We start from the raw sequence: 20,272 nt of genomic DNA on the forward strand, positions 1-20,272 counted from the left end.
GTATTGGTAAATCCTTTCGATAATTTTCTGTAGGAAGGGATGGGGGAGAAGCATAAAAGAATGTGGGGTAGCAAACAACAAACAGAAGAACCGCTCTTTTGGGAGCGGTTCTTCGTTTTTGCTTCATTATGAAGCATGAGCTTGAGTTAGTCTATCTTCACTAAAAACAATACTTGTTTTCAGCCTTAAGCTTATCGGCAATGATATTCCGAAGTTCAACCACGTTGGGTTGGTTGGTATATTTTGTAAAACGCTTGAGTCCCATAAGCATCATACGTTGCTCATCGCCTTCAGCCATTGAAACAATGGCTTCCTTGCCATTTTTTATTACTGTGTCCACTGCATTGTACAAGTACAGTTTGGACATGGCAATTTGTTCTTTTTGAGCTGCTTCCCCAAATCGTTTTGCATTTTTCTCCGTTCTTAGGATTGCAGATTCGGCCAAATAAATCTCGATTAAAATATTGGATGCGGCCAACAGTAGCATTTGATGTTCATCTAGGGCAGGTCCATATTTTTGGACTGCAGAACCGGCCACCATTAAGAATACTTTCTTAAGTTTTGCAACCATTTCCTTTTCTTCGGACAACAATTCTGAATAGTCAGGGGTGTCAAAAGAGGGAATGCCCATTAGTTCATTTCCTACGGCAGTAGCCGGACCCAAAAGGTCTACATGCCCTTTCATTGCTTTCTTGACCAACAGGCCAACCGATAACATTCTGTTTATTTCATTGGTACCTTCATATATCCTGGCTATACGCGCATCTCTCCAAGCGGCTTCCATTGGAGTTTCTTCCGAAAAGCCCATACCTCCAAAGATTTGTATACCCTCGTCCGAGCAGTTCTGCACATCTTCGGATACAGCAACTTTTAAAATGGAACATTCAATGGCATATTCTTCCACACCTTTAAGTTCAGCTTCTTGGTGGCTATTACCAGCCGCAATACGCATGGCAATCCGATCTTCTATATTTTTGGCCGCTCTGTATGAGGCAGCTTCCCCGGCATACAAACTGGTCGCCATTTCCGCCAACTTGGATTTTATAGCTCCGAAATCTACGATGGCCGTCTTGAACTGCTTGCGTTCAGTAGCATATCTTAGGGCGTTGGTAGTAATTCTCCTTTGGGAATCCAAACAGGCGGCTGCTAATTTGATACGTCCAATATTTAAGGCGTTCATGGCAATTTTAAATCCATTTCCCCTTTCAGAAAGCATGTTTTCAGCGGGAACAACAGTATCGTTAAAGAAAACCTGCCTGGTAGAGGAGGCCCGAATGCCCAATTTATGTTCCTCTTCCCCTAAGGTAATACCATTACTTGGGTCATTTTCCACTATAAACCCAGTGATGTTTTTGTCGTTTTCTATTCTTGCAAAAACAATAAACAATTTGCAGAATCCGGCATTGGATATCCACATTTTCTGACCATTGATCTTGTAGCTCTTACCATCTGCGGAAAGGGTAGCGGTGGTCTTACCCGAATTGGCATCACTACCTGCGCCGGGTTCTGTTAAACAGTAGGCTCCAAACCATTCACCAGTAGCCAATTTAGGAACATATTTTTGCTTTTGGGCTTCGGTACCATACAATGTAATGGGCATGGTACCTATACCGGTATGTGCACCAAAGGCGGTACTAAAAGAACCACTTCCGCTAGAAATATATTCGCATACGATCATGGTAGAGATAAAGCCCATTCCCAATCCCCCATAGGCCTCAGGAACCGCAACTCCCAAAAAGCCCATTTCTCCGGCCTTGGTCATTACCTCCTGTGTTAGGGCGTAATCCTTGGCCTCGAAACGGTTTCTATTGGCCACAATCTCCCTATCGTTGAATTCGATAACGGAGTCCCTCATCATCTTTTGCTCTTCGGAAAAATCCTCCGGTGTAAAAATATCCTCGCAATTGGTTTCCTTTACAAGGAACTGTCCACCCCTTAATATTTCTTTTGTTGTTGTTTCTGTGCTCATTGTTAGTCTTGTTAAGTTTTACAGTTGTGATCGGGAAGATGTTTTGGAAAAATTATTCCTACAATCAGTACACTGTACGTTGTTTAATTTAAAAATTCATATATCCCTGCTGCCCCCTGGCCAGTCCCTACGCACATAGTTACCATACCGTACTTACCTTTCATATTTCTCTTTCTCATCTCATCAAAAAGTTGAACGGACAACTTGGCTCCGGTACAGCCCAATGGGTGGCCAAGAGCAATGGCTCCCCCATTTACATTCACAATATCATTGTTTAAACCAAGTTCGCGTATTACTGCCAAAGACTGGGAGGCGAAAGCTTCGTTCAATTCTATCAATTCAATATCATCTTGCTTAAGACCGGCTTGTTTCAGCGCCTTTGGAATGGCCTTTACAGGGCCAATACCCATGATTCTGGGCTCAACACCGGCAGCGGCATAGTTGACCAATCTTGCAATAGGTTCCAATTTTAATTCCTTTACCATATCCTCACTCATTACCAGTACAAAGGCAGCCCCATCGCTCATCTGCGAAGAATTACCGGCCGTAACACTACCCCCCGCGGCAAAAACTGGTCGAAGTCCAGCCAAAGCTTCCTTGCTGGTACCTTTTCGTGGCCCCTCATCCTTGGTCACCGTATATTTTTTTGTGGCCTTTTTTCCATTATCATCCACGTAGATCTGTTCAACATCAATGGGTACGATCTGACTTTGAAAACGGTCCTCTGCCTGTGCCTTAAGTGCTTTCATATGCGAATTATAGGCAAACTCGTCTTGGTCTTCGCGGGAAACATTGAATTGTTTGGCTACGGCTTCCGCAGTATTTCCCATACCCCAGTAATAATCTTCGTGTCCTGCCTTGGCCAGGTCATAGTTGAGTTCCGTTTTATATCCGGTCATTGGAACCGCACTCATGCTCTCTGCACCACCTGCAATAATACAATCGGCCATACCGGCCTGGATCTTTGCGGTAGCTATACCGATAGTCTCTATTCCAGAGGAACAAAACCTATTGACCGTAACCCCGGGGACATCCACAATATTAAGTCCCATTAAGGAAATTAAACGGGCCATATTAAGGCCTTGGGAACCTTCTGGCATAGCATTGCCGACGATTACATCATCTATTCGCTTTTTGTCCAATTGGGGCAACTCATTCATCATATACGCTATAGTTTCGGCCGCCAACTCATCCGTTCTTTTAAATCGGAATACGCCTTTGGGGGCTTTACCTACTGCGGTCCTATATGCTTTTACTATAAAGGCTTGTTTCATTTTATTTTATTTTAGTATTGAGTATTGAGATTTTAGTATTGTGAATCATTATTTTCTTTGAAATGAATAGTTCATTTTTTGGATTTCAATACGTGTTTCAATTACTGGTTGTACTTTTTCTTTTGTAACTATATTTAAGTCTATTAATAAAATTAATTGTGTTTGCAGTTCATATAACGAACCATTTGCAATGCTCAAAAAATGTTTAAATTCTTTATTTGAATTTCTTCCAGTACCTTCAGCAATGTTTGAAGGAATTGGGATTGAACTCCTTTTTAATTTGGGAAATAAGTCCAAATTTCTCTTCTAACGGCAATTCAGAGACAAGTTGATAAACAGATTTTGTCATTTCCATAGACTTCTTCCAAATTTTCAAATCCTCAATAATATGCATTGGTCTCTAACTGCTAGATACTCAAATCTCAATAATAGTGGCATTAATTTCGTAACGGCTTCCCTGTCTTTAACATATGCTGTATACGTTCCAAGGTTTTTCTTTCCGTGCATAGGGAAAGGAAGGCTTCCCGTTCCAGATCCAAAAGATATTGCTCAGTGACCAAGGTCGGCTCGGATAGGTCCCCCCCGGCCATTACATAGGCTAATTTGTTGGCTATTTTATGATCGTGTTCGCTTATATAATTACTATCTTCCATGGCATCCGTTCCAACCAAAAACATTCCTAGGGCCTGTTTCCCAAGAACCTTCACGTCTTTTCTTTTTGGAGGTTGTGTGTAGCCTTGTTCTGCCATTAGCTTGGCATAGCCTTTTGCTGTGGCAATTTGTCTATCCTTGTTTACGACCACTATATCCTTCCCTTTTTCAAGTACCCCCATATCAAAGGCTTCATAGGCGGATGTAGAAACTTTGGCCATTCCAATAGTGAGGAAGTATTCTTGAAGGACATTGAGTTCAACATCATTCTTTCTAAAAGTATCCGATGCCCTTAAGGTCATTTCTTTGGAGCCACCGCCCCCAGGTATTACCCCAACACCAAATTCTACCAATCCCATATAGGTTTCAGCTGCAGCAACTACCTTATCGGCATGTAGGGACAATTCGCAACCACCGCCCAAGGTCATTCCATGTGGGGCGGAAATTGTAGGTATGGATGAATAGCGCATACGCATCATCGTGTCCTGGAACATCTTAATGGCCATGTTCAATTCATCATATTCCTGTTCTACGGCCATCATAAATATCATCCCAATATTGGCACCAACGGAGAAGTTGGGGGCCTGATTGCCCACAACCAGCCCTTGGAAATCCTTTTCTGCCAAATCGATGGCCTTATTTAAGCCGGCCAAAACATCACCTCCTATAGTGTTCATTTTGGATTGGAATTCCACATTTAATATACCATCCCCCAAATCCTCTACTACAACACCTGAGTTTTTCCATACCTCATTGGATTTTCTAATATTGTCCAAAATGATAAAGGAATCCTGCCCTGGAATTTTTTCCATTGCCTTTTTAGGAATGTCGTAATAATAACTGGCCCCGTCATTTATGGTATAGAAGGATTTATTTCCTGTGGATATCATTTCGGTAACCCAGGCGGCCGGTTGAAAGCCTTCTGCCTTCATCATTTCGATCCCTTTTTCAACACCTATGGCATCCCAAATTTGAAAGGGGCCATGTCCCCAGGCGAAACCTGCTTTCATGGCGTCATCTATCTTATATAATTCCCCGGTTATTTCTGGAATCCTATTGGAAGCGTATTCAAATAATGAAGAAAAACTTTTTCTGTAAAAGGCACCTGCCTTATCCTTACCCGTCACCAATACCTTAAATCGGTCTATTACATTCTCTATGGATTTGGTGAGTTCAAGAGTGGCAAAACTAGCCTTTTTACTGGGCCTGTACTCCATGGTATTTAGGTCCAGGGCCAAAATTTCCCGACCTTCCTTTTTATAAAAACCTTGCCCTGTTTTACTTCCGAACCATTTATTTTCCATCATTTTACCGATGAAATCAGGAAGTATAAATTGCTCCCGTCTCTCATCTTCCTTACAGTTTTCGGCAACGCCATTGGCCACATGCACCAAAGTGTCCAAGCCCACCACATCCACTGTTCGGAAGGTGGCCGATTTTGGCCTGCCTATTACCGGTCCTGAAAGTTTGTCAATTTCTTCTACGGTAAGGTCCATTTCCTTTACGGCATGGAACAAGCTCATTATACTGAAGGTCCCTATTCTATTGCCAATAAATGCAGGAGTGTCTTTGGCAATCACCGAGGTCTTGCCCAAAAACTGCTCCCCATAGCCATTTAGGAAATCTAAAACTTCGGGAGAAGTCTTTGGTCCAGGGATTATTTCAAAAAGTTTTAAATATCGGGCTGGATTAAAAAAGTGGGTTCCACAGAAATGTTTTTGAAAATCCTCACTTCTTCCCTCACTCATATATTTTATAGGTATGCCAGAAGTGTTGGAAGTTATTAAAGTACCTGGTTTCCTGTGTTTGTCCAGTTTTTCAAAAACTATTTTTTTAATATCCAGACGTTCTACCACCACTTCAATGATCCAATCTACCTGGCCAACCTTGGAAATGTCATCCTCGAGATTTCCAGTTGAAATTCTCTGGGCAAATTTTTGATGATAAATAGGGGAGGGCTTGGATTTTAATGCTGCGGCCAAGGAATCGTTCACCAATCTATTTCTAACTACCTTATCCTCTAAGGTAAGGCCCTTGGCTTTTTCTTTATCATTAAGTTCCCGTGGTATAATATCCAAAAGCAATACCTCCACGCCTATATTGGCAAAATGACAAGCTATGCCGCTCCCCATAATACCCGAACCAATAACTGCTACTTTTTTAATGTGTTTGTTCATCAATAAAAAGGTGTTAACTAGTTTTTTAACGTTATTAATAAATTTTCTTTTCCGCAATTAATTTGTTAATGATCTCCGTTACCTCAAAAAAAGCATTTAGACTTTCTGCAGGTACATGTGCCTTCACCACATCGTTGAAACGAAGTACAACATCTTTTGAATCCTTCCTCTTTTCCAGACCAAAAGCTGTGAGGTGTATTAGAACACCCCTACCATCATTGGGGTTGGGCCTACGTTCTATAAGGCCCTTTTCCTCCATACTTTTCAATATTCGCGAGAGACTTGTAGCCTCCATACCCATCTTTGGCCCAAGGGCTGTTGAAGGGGTGCCCGTTTTGGGGTCTATGCTCAATAATGTAAAACCTACGGCCATGGTACTATTAAATTTCCTTGCCTCTTCGTTATACATCTTTGTTACCGCTTGCCAAGTAGCTCGGAGCGCGTAATCTATTGTTATGTCTTGCATGCTGTTTTGTTGGTTACTCCAAATATATGAAAATATATTATGCATGCATAATATATTTTAAAAAAAATTAGAGGACCTATAAAATATAAAAGCTTCCTGTTACGGAAGCTGTTATAAATTTAAACGTTGGTCTATCCACTAATGCTCGTAAATGTCATTGTAGAGATCCAGGTATTTCTCCTTAACTATTTTTCGTTTTAATTTCATTGTAGGGGTAAGATGCCCTTCCTCTATACTCCATATATCAGGTGTGAGTCTAAATTGTTTCACTTTTTCCCATTTGGCAAAACTTTCATTCGCAGCATCCACTTCCTCTTGGTACCTGGCGATTACCTTTTCATTGAGGACCATTTTATTATTGTCGCCAACCTCTACGTTGTGTATTTTGGCCCAATTCCGTAAAAATTCAAAATCTGGTTGTATCAGGGCTGCGGGCATTTTTTCACCTTCACCGATAACCATTATTTGTTCTATAAACCTGGATTGTTTAAAGCGGTTCTCCAATAGTTGTGGAGCCACATATTTACCGCCCGAGGTTTTGAACATCTCTTTCTTTCGGTCCGTGATCTTAAGAAATCCATCGGCATCGATTTCACCAATGTCCCCGGTATGGAAATACCCATCCTTAATAACTTCAGCCGTTTTTTCGGGATCCTTGTAATAACCTAACATTACTTGGGGACCTTTAACACATATTTCCCCGTCTTCGGCAATTTTCACCTCGGTATTATCCAATAATTTCCCTACGGTTCCAATTTTAAATCCACTATTCCTCATATCGTTCACCGAAACTACTGGTGAGGTTTCAGTAAGTCCGTAACCCTCCATGACCCCAAACTCTGCAGCATTGAAAATACGTGCCAACCTTGGTTGCAATGCGGCGCTACCTGAGGATATTAGGGAAAGATTACCTCCCAAGCCCTCCTTCCATTTACTAAAAATTAATTTTCTGGCTAGCGCAAGTTTTTGTTCGTACCACCAACCGTTTTGACCGTATGGTTCATATTTTAGTCCGACTTCAACGGCCCAGAAAAATAATTTTCTTTTAATACCTGTAAGTGCCGTTCCCTTAGCGATGATTTTATCGTATACTTTTTCCAATAATCTTGGAACAGCGGTCATAACATGGGGAGCGCATTCTTTTAAATTTTCACTTATTTTGTCCATGGACTCGGCAAAATAAATGGTGACTCCCGCGTATTGATATAGATACACCATCATTCTTTCATAGATATGGCAGACTGGCAAAAAGCTTAAACATTTGGTATTGCCATAATCTATAGGCAGCCGTTTGGAACTTTCTATGGCATTGCACACTACATTTTTATGGGTAAGCATCACACCTTTAGGTCGGCCTGTGGTCCCTGATGTATAGATCAAGGTGGCCAAATCATCTGGTTTAACCTTGTCTTTGAGCTTTTCAACCTCATTTTGATTGGAGGTATCCGCACCCAGTTCTAAAATTTCGCTCCAATTTTTGCAGTTATCAAGCACATCAAAAGAGTAAATATCCTTTAAATGTGGGGTATTCTTTTTTACGGCATTAACCTTGTCATAAACTTCCGTACAGGATACAAAAACATATTTGGCCTCTGAATGGTTTAGGACATATTCGTAGTCTTCTTGTGATATGGTAGGGTAAATAGGTACATTTTGTGCACCTAACTGCAGTATTCCAATGTCCATTATATTCCATTCCGTTCTGTTGGTCATGGAAATTAGGGCAATTTTATCATTGGGTTTTACTCCCAGTCTCAACAAAGCCCTGCTTATCGCATTTGCTTTGTCTATATACTCTTGGGTAGATGTTGCAACCCATTCTCCATTGTACTTGGTAACCAGTGATTGTTTTAAGTTGAATTTCTCTAATTGATAATAGGGAAAATCAAAAAGTCGGGTGATCTCTTGCATATTTAATTTGCTATTCGTAATCGCAAATTAAGAAAAGGGAACGGTATTTTAAAATCACATTCGTATAAATAATGTAAAATAATTATGGAGTCTTCATTTTGTCTATTAAAATTTGTACATCTTTAGCTTGGTTTTTATGGTCTGGAGAGTTGTAAACGGATGGTTTAAATTAGTTGTTTAATGTTTGAATGGTTTCGGTTTAAATAGGATTTTTGCCCATTTTTGCACCGGATTACATAAATAAAGGAATATATGTGCCCTTGTTTTTATTTCCGCAGGAAGTACCAATACTATGTCATAATAGTGTTGTTTGTATTATTTCCGAGGTTACTTAGCTAAGATTTAGAACTTGGAAGCTACAAAATTATTAAGTTCAGTCATTAATGGGCCATATTCCAAAATAAGCGTTTCCGCATTTTTTTTTTGATGGCATTTGAAGCGTGTAAGTAACTTTTATTAATAAATAAACTAAACCAATGAAAAAGCTTTTTGTAACGGCAGCAGCTATTTTTACCTTGATTTCCTGCACAGAAAAATCTAAAATTCCTGTATATGCATGGACGGGTGGTCCTGGGGAGGCTACCGATCAAGAGTTGATGGCAACTTTTAAGGACTATAAGGAAAAGGGGATCGATGGACTGATGTACAATGGCGGTCAAGACCCTGAAACCTATAAGAGGGTAGGTAAATTGGTAAAGGACGCTGGTATGGAATTCCATACTTGGGTACCTACAATGGTGCAGGGTGACAACCCTAAATTACCCCAGGATCTTTATGCAATAAATCGCAATGGCGAATCGGCATATGATAAACCTGCCTATGTATCATATTATAAATTTCTTTGCCCCAACAAGGAGGGCTCTTTTACTTTTTTGTCCGAATTATACGGGAATATAGCAGCTGTGGAGGAAGTGGATGGGATACATTTGGATTATATCCGTTTTCCCGATGTAATATTGGCAGAAGGCCTTTGGGATAAATACGGACTGGTGATGAACGAGGAATATCCCATAGCCGATTATTGTTATTGTGATAAATGTGTATCCGATTTTAAAGAAAAATCGGGCATAGATATAAAAGAGGTTGAAGATCCGTCCAAAGTTCAGGAGTGGAAACAGTTTAGATACGATTTAATCACGAACATTGTAAATCGCCTGGCCAAGGTAGTACATGAAAAAGGCAAAAAAATAAATGCCGCAGTTTTTCCAGGCCCTAGCAATGCTATGAAAATGGTGAGACAGGAATGGAACAAATGGGATTTGGATGCTTTTTATCCAATGAATTATAACGATTTCTATTTAAAGAGTCCGGAATGGGTTGGAGAAATAACCAAGGAAGAAGTGGCATCCGTCAACGGGGAAAAGCCTATCTTCAGTGGGCTTTTCATATGTCCAAACCCGGAAAACAAAACAAAGGAAAACGACCCCGAAAATCATGGGCTATTACCATCTGAAATTGAGACGGCCATTAGAACTTCCATGGAGAATGGAGCTACAGGAATATGTCTTTTTACCCCCGAAAGAATGAAGCCAGAGCATTGGGAGGCCTTTGATAAGGCAATCCATGCCGATTACTCCAAGAAGTAAAAGTATAATGGGCTTCCTTTAAGGAGATTGTAATTAGTTAGCAAATATCCCTTGAATAGAAGATGGACTTTTGTGCTGAACAGGCATATTTTTCCAACTTCTATACAAGGGATTTTAATTTGTGGGATTATAGATGCAGTTTAAATCCTTCGTGGGTAGCCGTGAATCCGATGGCTTCGTAAAATCGAATAGCATTGGGGCGTAGTTTGTTGGAGGTCAACTGTACCATATGGACTCCTTTTTCTTCTGCCCTTTCAATAATCCATTGAAACATTTGCCTGCCTATTCCCTTGCCTGTTAAATCTTCCCTTACATGTACATTTTCTACAAGACAGCGAATACCTCCTACATAGGTTAAATATTGGAGAAAACTCAATTGAAAAGAGGCCACGACTTCTTTTTTGGAATTCTCCATAACGATTAGTTCTTGATTTTCATCCCCATCAATTCTTTCAAAGGCATTATAGTACTCTTTAGGAAGCGGATCCCCATACCTCTCCCGCAATCGGCCCAAGGTGTCATTGGCAATCATTTCTATAATTGCCGGCAAGTCTTCCTTGGTAGCTTTCCTAAAGACCATGGGAATTAACCATTGTTGGCTTCCAGCCATTTTCTGGCATTTACAAATGCTTCCAGCCAGGGTGTAACCTCATCTTTTCTTCCTGCGGGATAATTTGCCCAGTTCCATTGAAAAATAGACCGTTCTATGTGTGGCATTGTCACTAGGTGTCGGCCCGTGGTATCACATAACATTGCGGTATTGAAATCACTGCCATTGGGATTTGCCGGATAAGCCTCGTAACCATAATTGGCCACTATATTATAATTTTCTTTGGCCAGAGGTAGTTTAAACTTCCCTTCACCATGGGATATCCAAACTCCTAATTTGGCTCCTTCCAAGCTGGAAAGCATTATGGAATTATTTTTTTGGATCATTACGGAGGTAAATCCGCTTTCGTGTTTATGGGAATCATTATAGGTCATTTTACCGTGTTCCCTATGTTCTGGATTAATCAATTCCAATTCCATAAATAACTGGCAACCATTACAAATACCTATGGAAAGTGTATCGGGTCTGGCGAAGAAATTCTTTAGTGCTGTATTGGCCTTTTCGTTGTACTTAAAGGCTCCTGCCCAACCTTTGGCACTTCCCAACACATCCGAGTTTGAGAATCCTCCCACGGCACCTATAAATTGGATATCTTCCAGGGTTTCCCTTCCGGATATCAGATCGGTCATATGAACATCCTTCACATCAAAACCGGCCAGGTACATGGCATTGGCCATTTCTCGCTCCGAGTTACTGCCTTTTTCCCGTAAGATGGCCGCTTTGGGTCTTTCTTTGGCATCATTGGGCAACTTGCCACTAAATTGGGCCGGGAAGATATATTCTAATGGCTGGTTTTTGTAATTGGTATAACGCTCTTTGGCCAAGTTGTTGGCGGTTTGCCTTCTGTCTAAGAGATAGGATGTCTTGAACCATGTATCACGAAGGGAATTGATATTCAATCCCATTTCCATTCCTTGATTTTTTATGGTGAGGGTAGCTTTTGTGCTGACCGATCCAATATTGAAATACTCAATGCCTGCATCGGCCAACTCATTTTCAATTGAGCTGTCCTTGGCCTGAAAAACGATTCCCGCATTTTCCGAAAACAATAATTTAATGGAATCGGCCTCACCTATAGGCGTCAAATCCAAGCTGGCACCCAAATCCAGGTCGGCAAAGCAGAGTTCCAAAAGAGTGGTAATCAGTCCCCCTGAAGCTACATCATGCCCGGCCAGTATCTTTCCGTCAAGGATCAGACCTTGGAGTGTGTTGAATACGGTCTTAAAATTAACGGCATCATTAATGGTAGGTGCTGCATCACCAATGGCATTTAAAATTTGGGCAAAGGATGATCCTCCCAATTTAAACGCATCATTGGATAGGTTGATGTAATATATGTCTCCACCATTTTTTTGTAAGACCGGTTCTACCACCTTGGTAATATCGTTACAGTTACCTGCGGCCGAAATGATAACCGTTCCCGGGGCTATAACTTCTTGGTCCTTGTAGCGTTGCTTCATGGACAAGGAGTCTTTTCCGGTGGGGACATTTATTCCCAGTTCTATGGCAAAATCCGAAATGGCCTGTACCGCCTCGTACAATCGTGCGTCTTCTCCAGGATTTTTGCAGGGCCACATCCAGTTGGCGGAGAGCGAAACCGAGTCCAAGCCGTCTTTTAAGGGGGCCCAGACAATATTGGTCAAAGCTTCTGCTATACTGTTCTTACTACCTGCTGAAGGGTCTATCAATCCAGAAATAGGGGAGTGGCCTATAGAAGTGGCTATTCCTTCCTTCCCTTTATAATCCAGTGCCATTACACCGCAATTGTTCAAGGGCAACTGCAAAGGTCCTGCACATTGTTGCTTGGCTACCTTTCCCCCTACACAACGGTCCACTTTATTCGTGAGCCAGTCTTTGGAGGCAACAGCTTCCAATTGCAATACTTGATCCAAATAATCGTGAAAGTGTTCCAGGGAATAGGTCGGGGCGGAATATTTTCTTGTTATTGCGGAATCGTTCATGACTGTTTTGGGGGAGCTCCCGAACATATCCGATAGATCCAGATCCATTGGACTTTCTCCCGTGGTTGCAGATTTGAAGGTAAACCTCTTGTCTCCCGTAACATCACCAACTTCATACATGGGTGATCGTTCCCGATCGGCGATTCGGTGCAGTATGTCTACATCTTTTTTTCCAATTACCAAGCCCATACGTTCTTGGGATTCGTTCCCAATGGTTTCTTTGGCCGATAGGGTAGGGTCTCCAATGGGCAGTTTGTCCATATCTATTTTGCCACCTGTTTCTTCCACTAATTCGGACAAACAATTTAAATGACCTCCGGCACCGTGATCGTGAATGGAAACAATGGGGTTATGGTCGCTCTCTACCATTCCCCGAATGGCGTTTGCGGCCCTTTTTTGCATCTCGGGATTGGATCTCTGGATGGCATTGAGTTCTATGGTAGCCCCAAATTCTCCCGTATCGGCACTGGATACTGCGGCGCCCCCCATCCCAATGCGATAGTTGTCACCTCCAAGGATTACAATTTTATCCCCTGTTTTGGGTATGTCTTTTAACGCTTGCTCCGCCTTGCCATAACCAATTCCCCCGGCCTGCATAATCACCTTGTCATAACCCAATTTTCTAGCTTGTTCGCCTGCCGTTGGTTCAACGGCTTCATCATGTTCAAAAGTAAGTACGGACCCGGCAATTAACGGTTGTCCAAATTTATTTCCAAAATCAGAAGCTCCATTGGATGCTTTAATTAAAATATCCATAGGGGTTTGGTAAAGCCAATTCCTTTCCGTCATTCCCTTTTCCCAAGGCCTGTTTTCTTCCAAACGGGAATAGGCCGTCATGTACACCGCGGTTCCTGCCAAGGGCAAGGAGCCTTTTCCTCCGGCCAAACGGTCCCTGATTTCTCCACCGGCTCCAGTAGCAGCACCATTAAAAGGCTCTACGGTGGTTGGGAAGTTATGGGTTTCGGCCTTTAAGGAAATAACCGATTCAAAGGGTTTTTCTTGGTAAAAATCTGGCTTGTCAGCAGATTTGGGGGCAAATTGCACCACTTTAGGCCCTTTTAGAAAGGCCACATTGTCCTTATATGCCGAGACTATATCCCCAGGATGTTCCTGTGATGTTTTTTTGATGAGTTTAAAAAGCGAAGATGGCTTTTCTACTCCGTCGATAACAAAAGTTCCATTAAAAATTTTATGCCTACAATGTTCTGAATTCACTTGACTAAAGCCAAAAACTTCTGAATCCGTAAGACTGCGGCCAATTTTCTCGGAGACCTGCTTTAAATAAGTAACTTCTTCTTCGCTCAAAGCCAATCCCTCCTGCTCATTATATTGGGCAATATCCACTATTTCCTGAATAGGGGCGGGCATTACATCGACCTTAAAAATATCTTGCGTAAGGCCATGGTATTTTTGGGAAAGCATGGGGTCGAACCCATTTTCATCCTGGTCTACCACAATAAACTCCTCAATTCTAATAATACCTGTAACCCCCATATTTTGTGTTATCTCTGTAGCATTAGTGCTCCATGGGGTTATCATGGCTGCCCTTGGACCAACAAAAAAGGCGTCCAATGACGCCGCGTTTATCTTGGGTTGGTTGCCGAACAACCATGTGAGTTTTACGCTATCTTCTTGGGTCAGGTCGTTTTTGGTTTGTACCGCAAATATCTTAGTGCTAAGGTCTCCGAAGAAATGAATCATCTAATATGTAAATTGTATGGTTGAGAAAGCTGCAAATTTACGGTTTTAATGTGTAATTTTTCATTAGAATAGTTAACAGTTTTGGACAACAATTGTTAATTTCTGTATGGGGTCTAATATAAAACACAGTCCGCAATATATTTTAATTGGGTTCAATATGTATTAGGACATGCCCAATATTGGGGATATCCTTCCGTAGTCTGTCCTTGAGTTTATGCGATAAGCTGTGCCCTTCTTTTACGCTAATACTCCCGTTTACCTGGGCATGCAGGTCTATATGATATTTTGTACCTGCTTTTCGGATAAAACATTTTTCAGTTCCCAATATGCCATCAACGGTTAATGAAACTTGTCGAATTTCAGCGATAAGGTCATCATATAAATGCTCGTCCATTATTTCCCCAAGGGCAGGTCTAAAAATCAGATAACCATTGTAAAAAATAAAAAATGAGGCGGCCAAGGCTGCCCAATCATCAGCTGTTTCATAACCTTTTCCAAATATTAAAGCAATGGTTATTCCAATAAAAGCCATAATAGAGGTGATGGCATCGCTTCTATGGTGCCAGGCATCGGCCTTTAAGGAAGAACTGTTGGTCATGATACTTTTTTTTAAGACCACCCTATATGAAATCTCCTTCCACAAAATAATGACCCCCAAAACCAATAAGGTCCAGGATTTAGGCGTTTTGTGCGGGGTTAAAATGTTCATGATGCTTTCATAGGCAATAATGGTAGCCGAGGTGATTAAAAAACCTACTACCAAAAAGGTAATTAGGGGCTCTATCCTACCATGGCCGTAAGGGTGATTCTTGTCCGCTGGTCTTTTAGCATATTTAAGTCCAAACAATACCAAGAGTGAGGAAAAAATATCGGTGGTGGATTCAATGGCATCGGCGATTAAAGCGTAGGAATTGCCGAAAAAACCGGCCAAAGCTTTAATTATGGCCAGAACAATGTTGCCAGCTATGCTGAAATAAGTGGTCTTTATAGCTGAGTGCTCGTTGTTCATTCCTTTCCTAAACCCAATGGAAGGTTAAAGGTAAGAAACTTATGCCTGTTTCTAATGTATATATACCAGTTTGGCAGGTTTCCGTTTGTTTTGTTAGTGCCTGAACTTTCCAAATAACTTCATTTTTTTTGTAGGTGCTTCTATTTGAGGAGTAAATTGTATCTTGGGAATGTAATAACATTAAACACCAAATAATAGCATGGCCAAGGAATACGTAGATATCGCAACATTAAAATATTTGTTATACCATGTACATGGGGTGGAGGATTTGTTATCGGCAGAAAGGTTCCAAGATTATGACAAGGACTCCTTGGATCTGTTTTTAAATGCGATCAAGGAATTTTCCGATCGTGAATTATTTCCGTACTTCAAGGAAATGGATGAAACGCCGGCTACGTATAAAAATGGAACCATAATGGTGCATAAGCAGGTTGATGTAATGATGAAGAAGGGGGGCGAAATGGGGATTATTTCGGGGCCTTTTGATTATGGGGATGGGGGATTGCAGTTGCCATTTACAATCCATACCGCTTCGGCCTATATTCAGGAGGCAGCAAACAATCATCTGCCGGGATATATAGGATTGACCCAAGGCGCTGCGGAGCTGATTGTTCATTTTGCCAATGAAAACCTTAAGAAAACCTATGTTCCCAAAATGCTTTCCGGCGATTGGGGCGGTACCATGTGCCTTACAGAACCCCAGGCAGGAAGTTCCTTGTCCGATATAACTACCAAGGCAACCCCTACCGGGCAAGATTATTATAAGATATCCGGACAAAAAATTTTTATTTCAGGTGGCGATCATCAATACGCAGAAAATGTAGTACATCTATTGTTGGCAAGATTGGAAGGTGCCCCGTCCGGAACCAAGGGTATATCCTTATTTGTGGTACCTAAGCTTAGGATGGATAAGGATGGACTTTTAATAAGTAACGATGTGATGACAGTGGCCGATTTTCAGAAAATGGGCCAACGGGGATATGCTACGACCCATTTAGGTTTTGGTGACAAGGGCGATTGCCATGGCTGGCTGGTAGGTGAGGCACATAAAGGCCTTAAGTATATGTTCCTGATGATGAATAGTGCCAGGATAAGTGTTGGGCGAGGGGGTGCAGCCATTAGTATGGCAGCGTATCAAGCGTCATTGGAGTATGCCAATGAACGGCCCCAAGGGCGAAAACTTGCCAGCGATGGAAAAAAAGATCCCAATGAAAAACCGTGCCTGATAATTGAACATCCAGATGTAAGGCGCATGTTATTGTTACAAAAATCGATTGCCGAAGGTTCTTTGAGTTTGGTTCTATTGGCGGCCAAATATTACGATATCATTCAATCCACCAAAAACCAGGACATCAAGGAAAAGTACCGTCTATTATTGGAAATGATCATTCCCATTGTAAAAACGTATCCAACCGAGGCCGGTACCTTGTCTGTGAGCAATGGGATGCAGGTATTGGGCGGATATGGATTCTGTTCGGATTTTATTCTTCAACAATACTATAGGGACATACGTATATTCAGTATTTATGAAGGAACCACTGGGATACAATCCCAAGATTTATTGGGACGTAAGGTCCCCATGGAAAATGGCAAGGCCTTGGAATTATTGTTAAATGAAATATTGCATACCATAACCGCTGCCATGGAGTTCAATGGGTTGCGTTCATCGGCCAAAAGCCTGGCAGACAAGATTAAATTGGCAAGGGAGGTTTTGGATTTTTTAATGCCTTTTGCCAAAAAGGGCAATTACGAACGTTATTTGTCCGATGCCAACTTGTTTATGGAATTCTTAAGTCATGTCGTTATAGGCTGGCTATGGTTGGATATTGCGGTAAATGCGGAGCGAAATATCCAGGACGGGGACCAAAGCCACTCCAAGGAGTTCTACCTCAGTAAAATCCATACAATGAAATTCTATTTTAAGTATGAGTTGCCAAAGACCAGTAGTTTGGCGGAATCGTTGATACACCCGGATGAACTTACCATAAATACCAAAAAGGAGGTTTTTTGACAATCATTTTTTATGAAACCAAGTAGGGTAATTTTCCAGTAGGTTGTTTTATATACAAACAGTGAGAGAAATAAAATCACAGTTTATATAAAACAATGTAGCTATGAAGGGATTACAATTTTTAATTTTAGCGATTCTACTTTTTTCTATTGAGGGATCAATAGCCCAGGAAGTAGTAACCACCGAACAGGAAAAGCTTACTTACTATGAGCAGAGGGCCAGGGAAGATGCCCAATTTGAGCAATCCCAAGAATTGACAGAAAGGGAGGAGGAAGAATTCTGGGAATCACAAAAGGAGTATGAGGGCCGATTGAAGAAGAGGGATAAAAAGGCTTATAAGGCATATATGAAAGCTAAGAGGGACGCTTATGCGGTACATCGCAATCATTGTGACGACCATTGTCATCACAGTGACCATTACCATACACATGCCAGTTTCTATTATTACCACAACGAACCTTATCGCTATGGATCCCATTCCAAAGGGACAACTATCCGCACGGGAGTAGGGATAAGCACACCTAGTGTTAGGATAGGACTTTAGGAAACAGCAACTAAAAAGAGGCTGTTCATAAACATGGGCAGCCTCTTTTTTTTAATCGATTTCTTCTTTTAAGCAGGTTTTTTTTCCAATAAGGCCATATAGAATCCGTCAAATCCGGTTTTGCAGGCATATATATTGCTATCCTTGATTAGGCTAAAGTCCTTACCGGCTTCGGAACCTAGGAATTTTTTTACTTGCTGTATATTCTCCTGTGGTAGTATGGAACAGGTAGCATAGACCAATTTACCTCCGGGTTTAACGATCCTGCTGTAATCCTGAAGGATCTGTTGCTGTGTAACCATTATTTTTTCCAAGAATTCGGGTTGTAATTTCCACTTGGCGTCGGGATTTCTTTTTAGTACCCCTAATCCTGTACAGGGAGCATCAATTAAGACCCTATCTGCCGTATCGTACAGTTTTTTAATTACCTTGGTGGTATCTATGGCTCTGGTCTCCACATTATGGGCTCCATCGCGCTTGGCCCTTCTTTTTAATTCCTTTAGTTTGTTGCCATAAATATCCAATGCGATCAGTTGTCCTTTGTTTTCCATCAGTGCCGCCAAATGAAGTGTTTTACCCCCAGCTCCTGCACAGGTATCGACTACGCGTTGACCCGGTTTAACATCCAAAAAAGGAGCCACCAATTGGGAAGAGGCATCTTGTACTTCGAACCAGCCATTTTTAAAGGCCTCGGTAATAAACACATTGGAACGCTCCTTTAGCCTTAAGGCGTCAGGATAGCCTTTTATGGATTCGGTTTCAACCCCGGCTTCGTGGAGGACACTGCTTAAATTATCCTTGGTAGTTTTTAAGGTATTTACCCTTAAAATTACTTCAGCCTGCTCATTCAGTGCGTGTAATTCTTTGGTCCACAAGGCTTCGCCCAAGGCTTTTGCACAAAGTTCGTCCATCCAATCCGGTACAGATTCCCTATATTTCCTTATTTTGGACAGTTCATCAAATTTTCCTTTGATCCTTCTTTCCGGTGTAGGTTCAATTTGCTTCCAGTCTGGTAATTTAATGCCTTTAAGAACGGCCCAAACAGCGAACATCCTAAATAGGTTTTGTCTGCTATAGGGAGCCTTTACATCGGCTATTTCCGCATACAATCGCTTCCAACGGACCATTTCGTAGGTGGTTTCTGCAATAAAACCCCTGTCCCTGGAACCCCAGCGTTTGTCATATTTTAGTACTTTTTCTACTACCTTATCTGCATATTCCCCTTCATTAAATATAAAATTCAACGCATCAACAACCGCAAACACTAGATTTCTATGTAATCGCATTTTTAAAAATTAAGATTGCAAAGGTATTGTATTAGAAGCTATTCCTCTTATTTTTGGGGAAAATTATAAGCATGCGCAATTATTTGGTGTTTCTCATTCTTTTTATTTTGGCCTCGTGTTCCGAAACGGACGAAAGGAGAACGTTCAACTCTGTAAAAATAGAGACGATCTATACCGATTCGTTGAGTTTTAGGGCAATCGAGATTATGGATGGGGGCAATATGGCTTTTGCTGCCAACAAGGGCGCTTTTGGTCTGGTAGACCTTAAGTCCAACAAAGTGAGGTTAAATACACAGAAATTTGATAGTATACTTCCTGAATTTAGGGCTGTAGCCCAAAACTCCACCGATTTCTTTATGCTTTCGATAGCTAATCCGGCCTTGTTGTACAAAACGGGGGACAAGGGCAATATGGAATTGGTTTACACGGAAGTGGGAGAAAAGGTATTCTATGATGCCATGACCTTTTGGAACGATCAGGAGGGAATTGCCGTAGGGGATAGTATGGATGGCTGTCTGTCCATAATCATTACTAGGGATGGCGGCAATACCTGGAAAAAATTGCCATGCACTTCCTTGCCAAAGTCAGAACCCGGGGAAGGGGCCTTTGCAGCCAGTAATACCAACATAAAAGTGCTGGGTTCCAAGGCTTGGATAGCAACTACTAGCGGAAACGTTTATTGCACTAGGGATAAGGGATTTACATGGGAAGTTATAAAAACGCCAATAATAAGTGAAGAACCGACCCAAGGTATTTTTTCCATTGATTTTTACGATGAAGACTTGGGCGTTGTTTTTGGAGGTGATTATACAGACCCTGTAATAAATAAAGGCAATAAAGCATTGACTACCGACGGTGGTAAAACCTGGAAATTGATCGCCGATGGTAAACTTCCGAATTTTAGAAGCTGTGTGCAATTTGTTCCGGGGGCCATGGGGAAGTCCTTAATCGCCGTTGGCTTTGAGGGTATTGCTTATTCCCATGATACTGGTAAAAGTTGGAAACAACTTTCCGATGAATCTTTTTACACCCTTAGGTTTATGAACGACACTACTGCGTATGCTGCAGGAAAGGGCAGGATAGCGAAACTTATTTTTCGCTGAGTGTCCTGGAAGC

15 protein-coding genes are annotated in these 20,272 nt (G+C 41.5%); 4 read left to right on the forward strand and 11 right to left on the reverse strand.

Annotation, left to right across the window (positions count from 1 at the left end):
- Positions 1-160: 160 nt before the first annotated feature.
- The 7 genes from QSE00_RS13245 to QSE00_RS13270 form a co-directional block, all read right to left on the reverse strand.
- Entirely contained in the window at positions 161-1,969 is a 1,809-nt protein-coding gene (locus tag QSE00_RS13245; protein ID WP_110357564.1) for an acyl-CoA dehydrogenase family protein, read from the reverse strand.
- 83 nt (positions 1,970-2,052) lie between these two features.
- Entirely contained in the window at positions 2,053-3,243 is a 1,191-nt protein-coding gene (locus tag QSE00_RS13250; RefSeq protein ID WP_110357563.1) for an acetyl-CoA C-acyltransferase, read from the reverse strand.
- A 48-nt stretch (positions 3,244-3,291) separates the two neighbouring features.
- Positions 3,292-3,540 (reverse strand): four helix bundle protein, encoded by a 249-nt coding sequence (locus QSE00_RS13255; protein ID WP_353477469.1) that lies wholly within the window; start codon positions 3,538-3,540, stop codon positions 3,292-3,294.
- A complete protein-coding gene (locus QSE00_RS25210) occupies positions 3,482-3,637 on the reverse strand; it encodes a four helix bundle protein (protein ID WP_353477470.1) in 156 nt (51 codons plus the stop codon). The genes QSE00_RS13255 and QSE00_RS25210 overlap by 59 nt, the downstream gene beginning before the upstream one ends.
- 43 nt (positions 3,638-3,680) lie before the next feature.
- Positions 3,681-6,071 carry a 3-hydroxyacyl-CoA dehydrogenase/enoyl-CoA hydratase family protein gene (locus QSE00_RS13260; RefSeq protein ID WP_286106313.1) on the reverse strand — a complete coding sequence of 797 codons (2,391 nt, stop codon included), beginning with the start codon at positions 6,069-6,071 and terminating at the stop codon, positions 3,681-3,683.
- A 34-nt stretch (positions 6,072-6,105) separates the two neighbouring features.
- On the reverse strand, positions 6,106-6,537 hold the full coding sequence (locus tag QSE00_RS13265) for a MarR family winged helix-turn-helix transcriptional regulator (protein ID WP_110357651.1): 432 nt from the start codon (positions 6,535-6,537) through the stop codon (positions 6,106-6,108).
- 138 nt (positions 6,538-6,675) lie between these two features.
- Entirely contained in the window at positions 6,676-8,448 is a 1,773-nt protein-coding gene (locus tag QSE00_RS13270) for an AMP-dependent synthetase/ligase (RefSeq protein ID WP_286106314.1), read from the reverse strand.
- Positions 8,449-8,924: 476 nt separating this feature from the next.
- Here QSE00_RS13270 and QSE00_RS13275 point away from each other — a divergent pair, with 476 nt between their 5' ends.
- Positions 8,925-10,034: a glycoside hydrolase family 10 protein gene (locus tag QSE00_RS13275; protein ID WP_110357560.1), complete on the forward strand. Its 1,110-nt coding sequence runs from the start codon at positions 8,925-8,927 to the stop codon at positions 10,032-10,034.
- A 127-nt stretch (positions 10,035-10,161) separates the two neighbouring features.
- Here QSE00_RS13275 and QSE00_RS13280 read toward each other — a convergent pair whose 3' ends face one another.
- The 3 genes from QSE00_RS13280 to QSE00_RS13290 all read right to left on the reverse strand — a co-directional run bounded on the left by QSE00_RS13280 (position 10,162) and on the right by QSE00_RS13290 (position 15,315).
- Entirely contained in the window at positions 10,162-10,644 is a 483-nt protein-coding gene (locus tag QSE00_RS13280) for a GNAT family N-acetyltransferase (RefSeq protein ID WP_258364891.1), read from the reverse strand.
- The gene (gene purL, locus QSE00_RS13285) at positions 10,620-14,306 is read right to left on the reverse strand and encodes a phosphoribosylformylglycinamidine synthase (protein ID WP_286106315.1); all 3,687 of its coding nucleotides are present in this window, start codon (positions 14,304-14,306) and stop codon (positions 10,620-10,622) included. Before purL ends, QSE00_RS13280 begins: the two co-directional genes overlap by 25 nt.
- Before the next feature lie 142 nt (positions 14,307-14,448).
- Positions 14,449-15,315, reverse strand: coding sequence for a cation diffusion facilitator family transporter (locus QSE00_RS13290; RefSeq protein WP_110357558.1), 867 nt, complete (start codon positions 15,313-15,315; stop codon positions 14,449-14,451).
- A gap of 199 nt (positions 15,316-15,514) precedes the next feature.
- Between QSE00_RS13290 and QSE00_RS13295 the strand changes: the two genes are divergently transcribed.
- On the forward strand, positions 15,515-17,326 hold the full coding sequence (locus QSE00_RS13295; protein WP_286106316.1) for an acyl-CoA dehydrogenase: 1,812 nt from the start codon (positions 15,515-15,517) through the stop codon (positions 17,324-17,326).
- Positions 17,327-17,429: 103 nt separating this feature from the next.
- A complete protein-coding gene (locus QSE00_RS13300; RefSeq protein ID WP_286106317.1) occupies positions 17,430-17,870 on the forward strand; it encodes a hypothetical protein in 441 nt (146 codons plus the stop codon).
- A 68-nt stretch (positions 17,871-17,938) separates the two neighbouring features.
- On the opposite strand, the gene QSE00_RS13305 is transcribed toward QSE00_RS13300, so the two are convergent.
- Entirely contained in the window at positions 17,939-19,156 is a 1,218-nt protein-coding gene (locus tag QSE00_RS13305) for an RsmB/NOP family class I SAM-dependent RNA methyltransferase (RefSeq protein WP_110357555.1), read from the reverse strand.
- A gap of 71 nt (positions 19,157-19,227) precedes the next feature.
- Here QSE00_RS13305 and QSE00_RS13310 point away from each other — a divergent pair, with 71 nt between their 5' ends.
- Positions 19,228-20,259: a WD40/YVTN/BNR-like repeat-containing protein gene (locus tag QSE00_RS13310; protein ID WP_110357554.1), complete on the forward strand. Its 1,032-nt coding sequence runs from the start codon at positions 19,228-19,230 to the stop codon at positions 20,257-20,259.
- Positions 20,260-20,272 lie beyond the last annotated feature (13 nt).

It is taken from the genome of Arenibacter flavimaris (assembly GCF_030291335.1).
GTDB lineage: Bacteria > Bacteroidota > Bacteroidia > Flavobacteriales > Flavobacteriaceae > Arenibacter.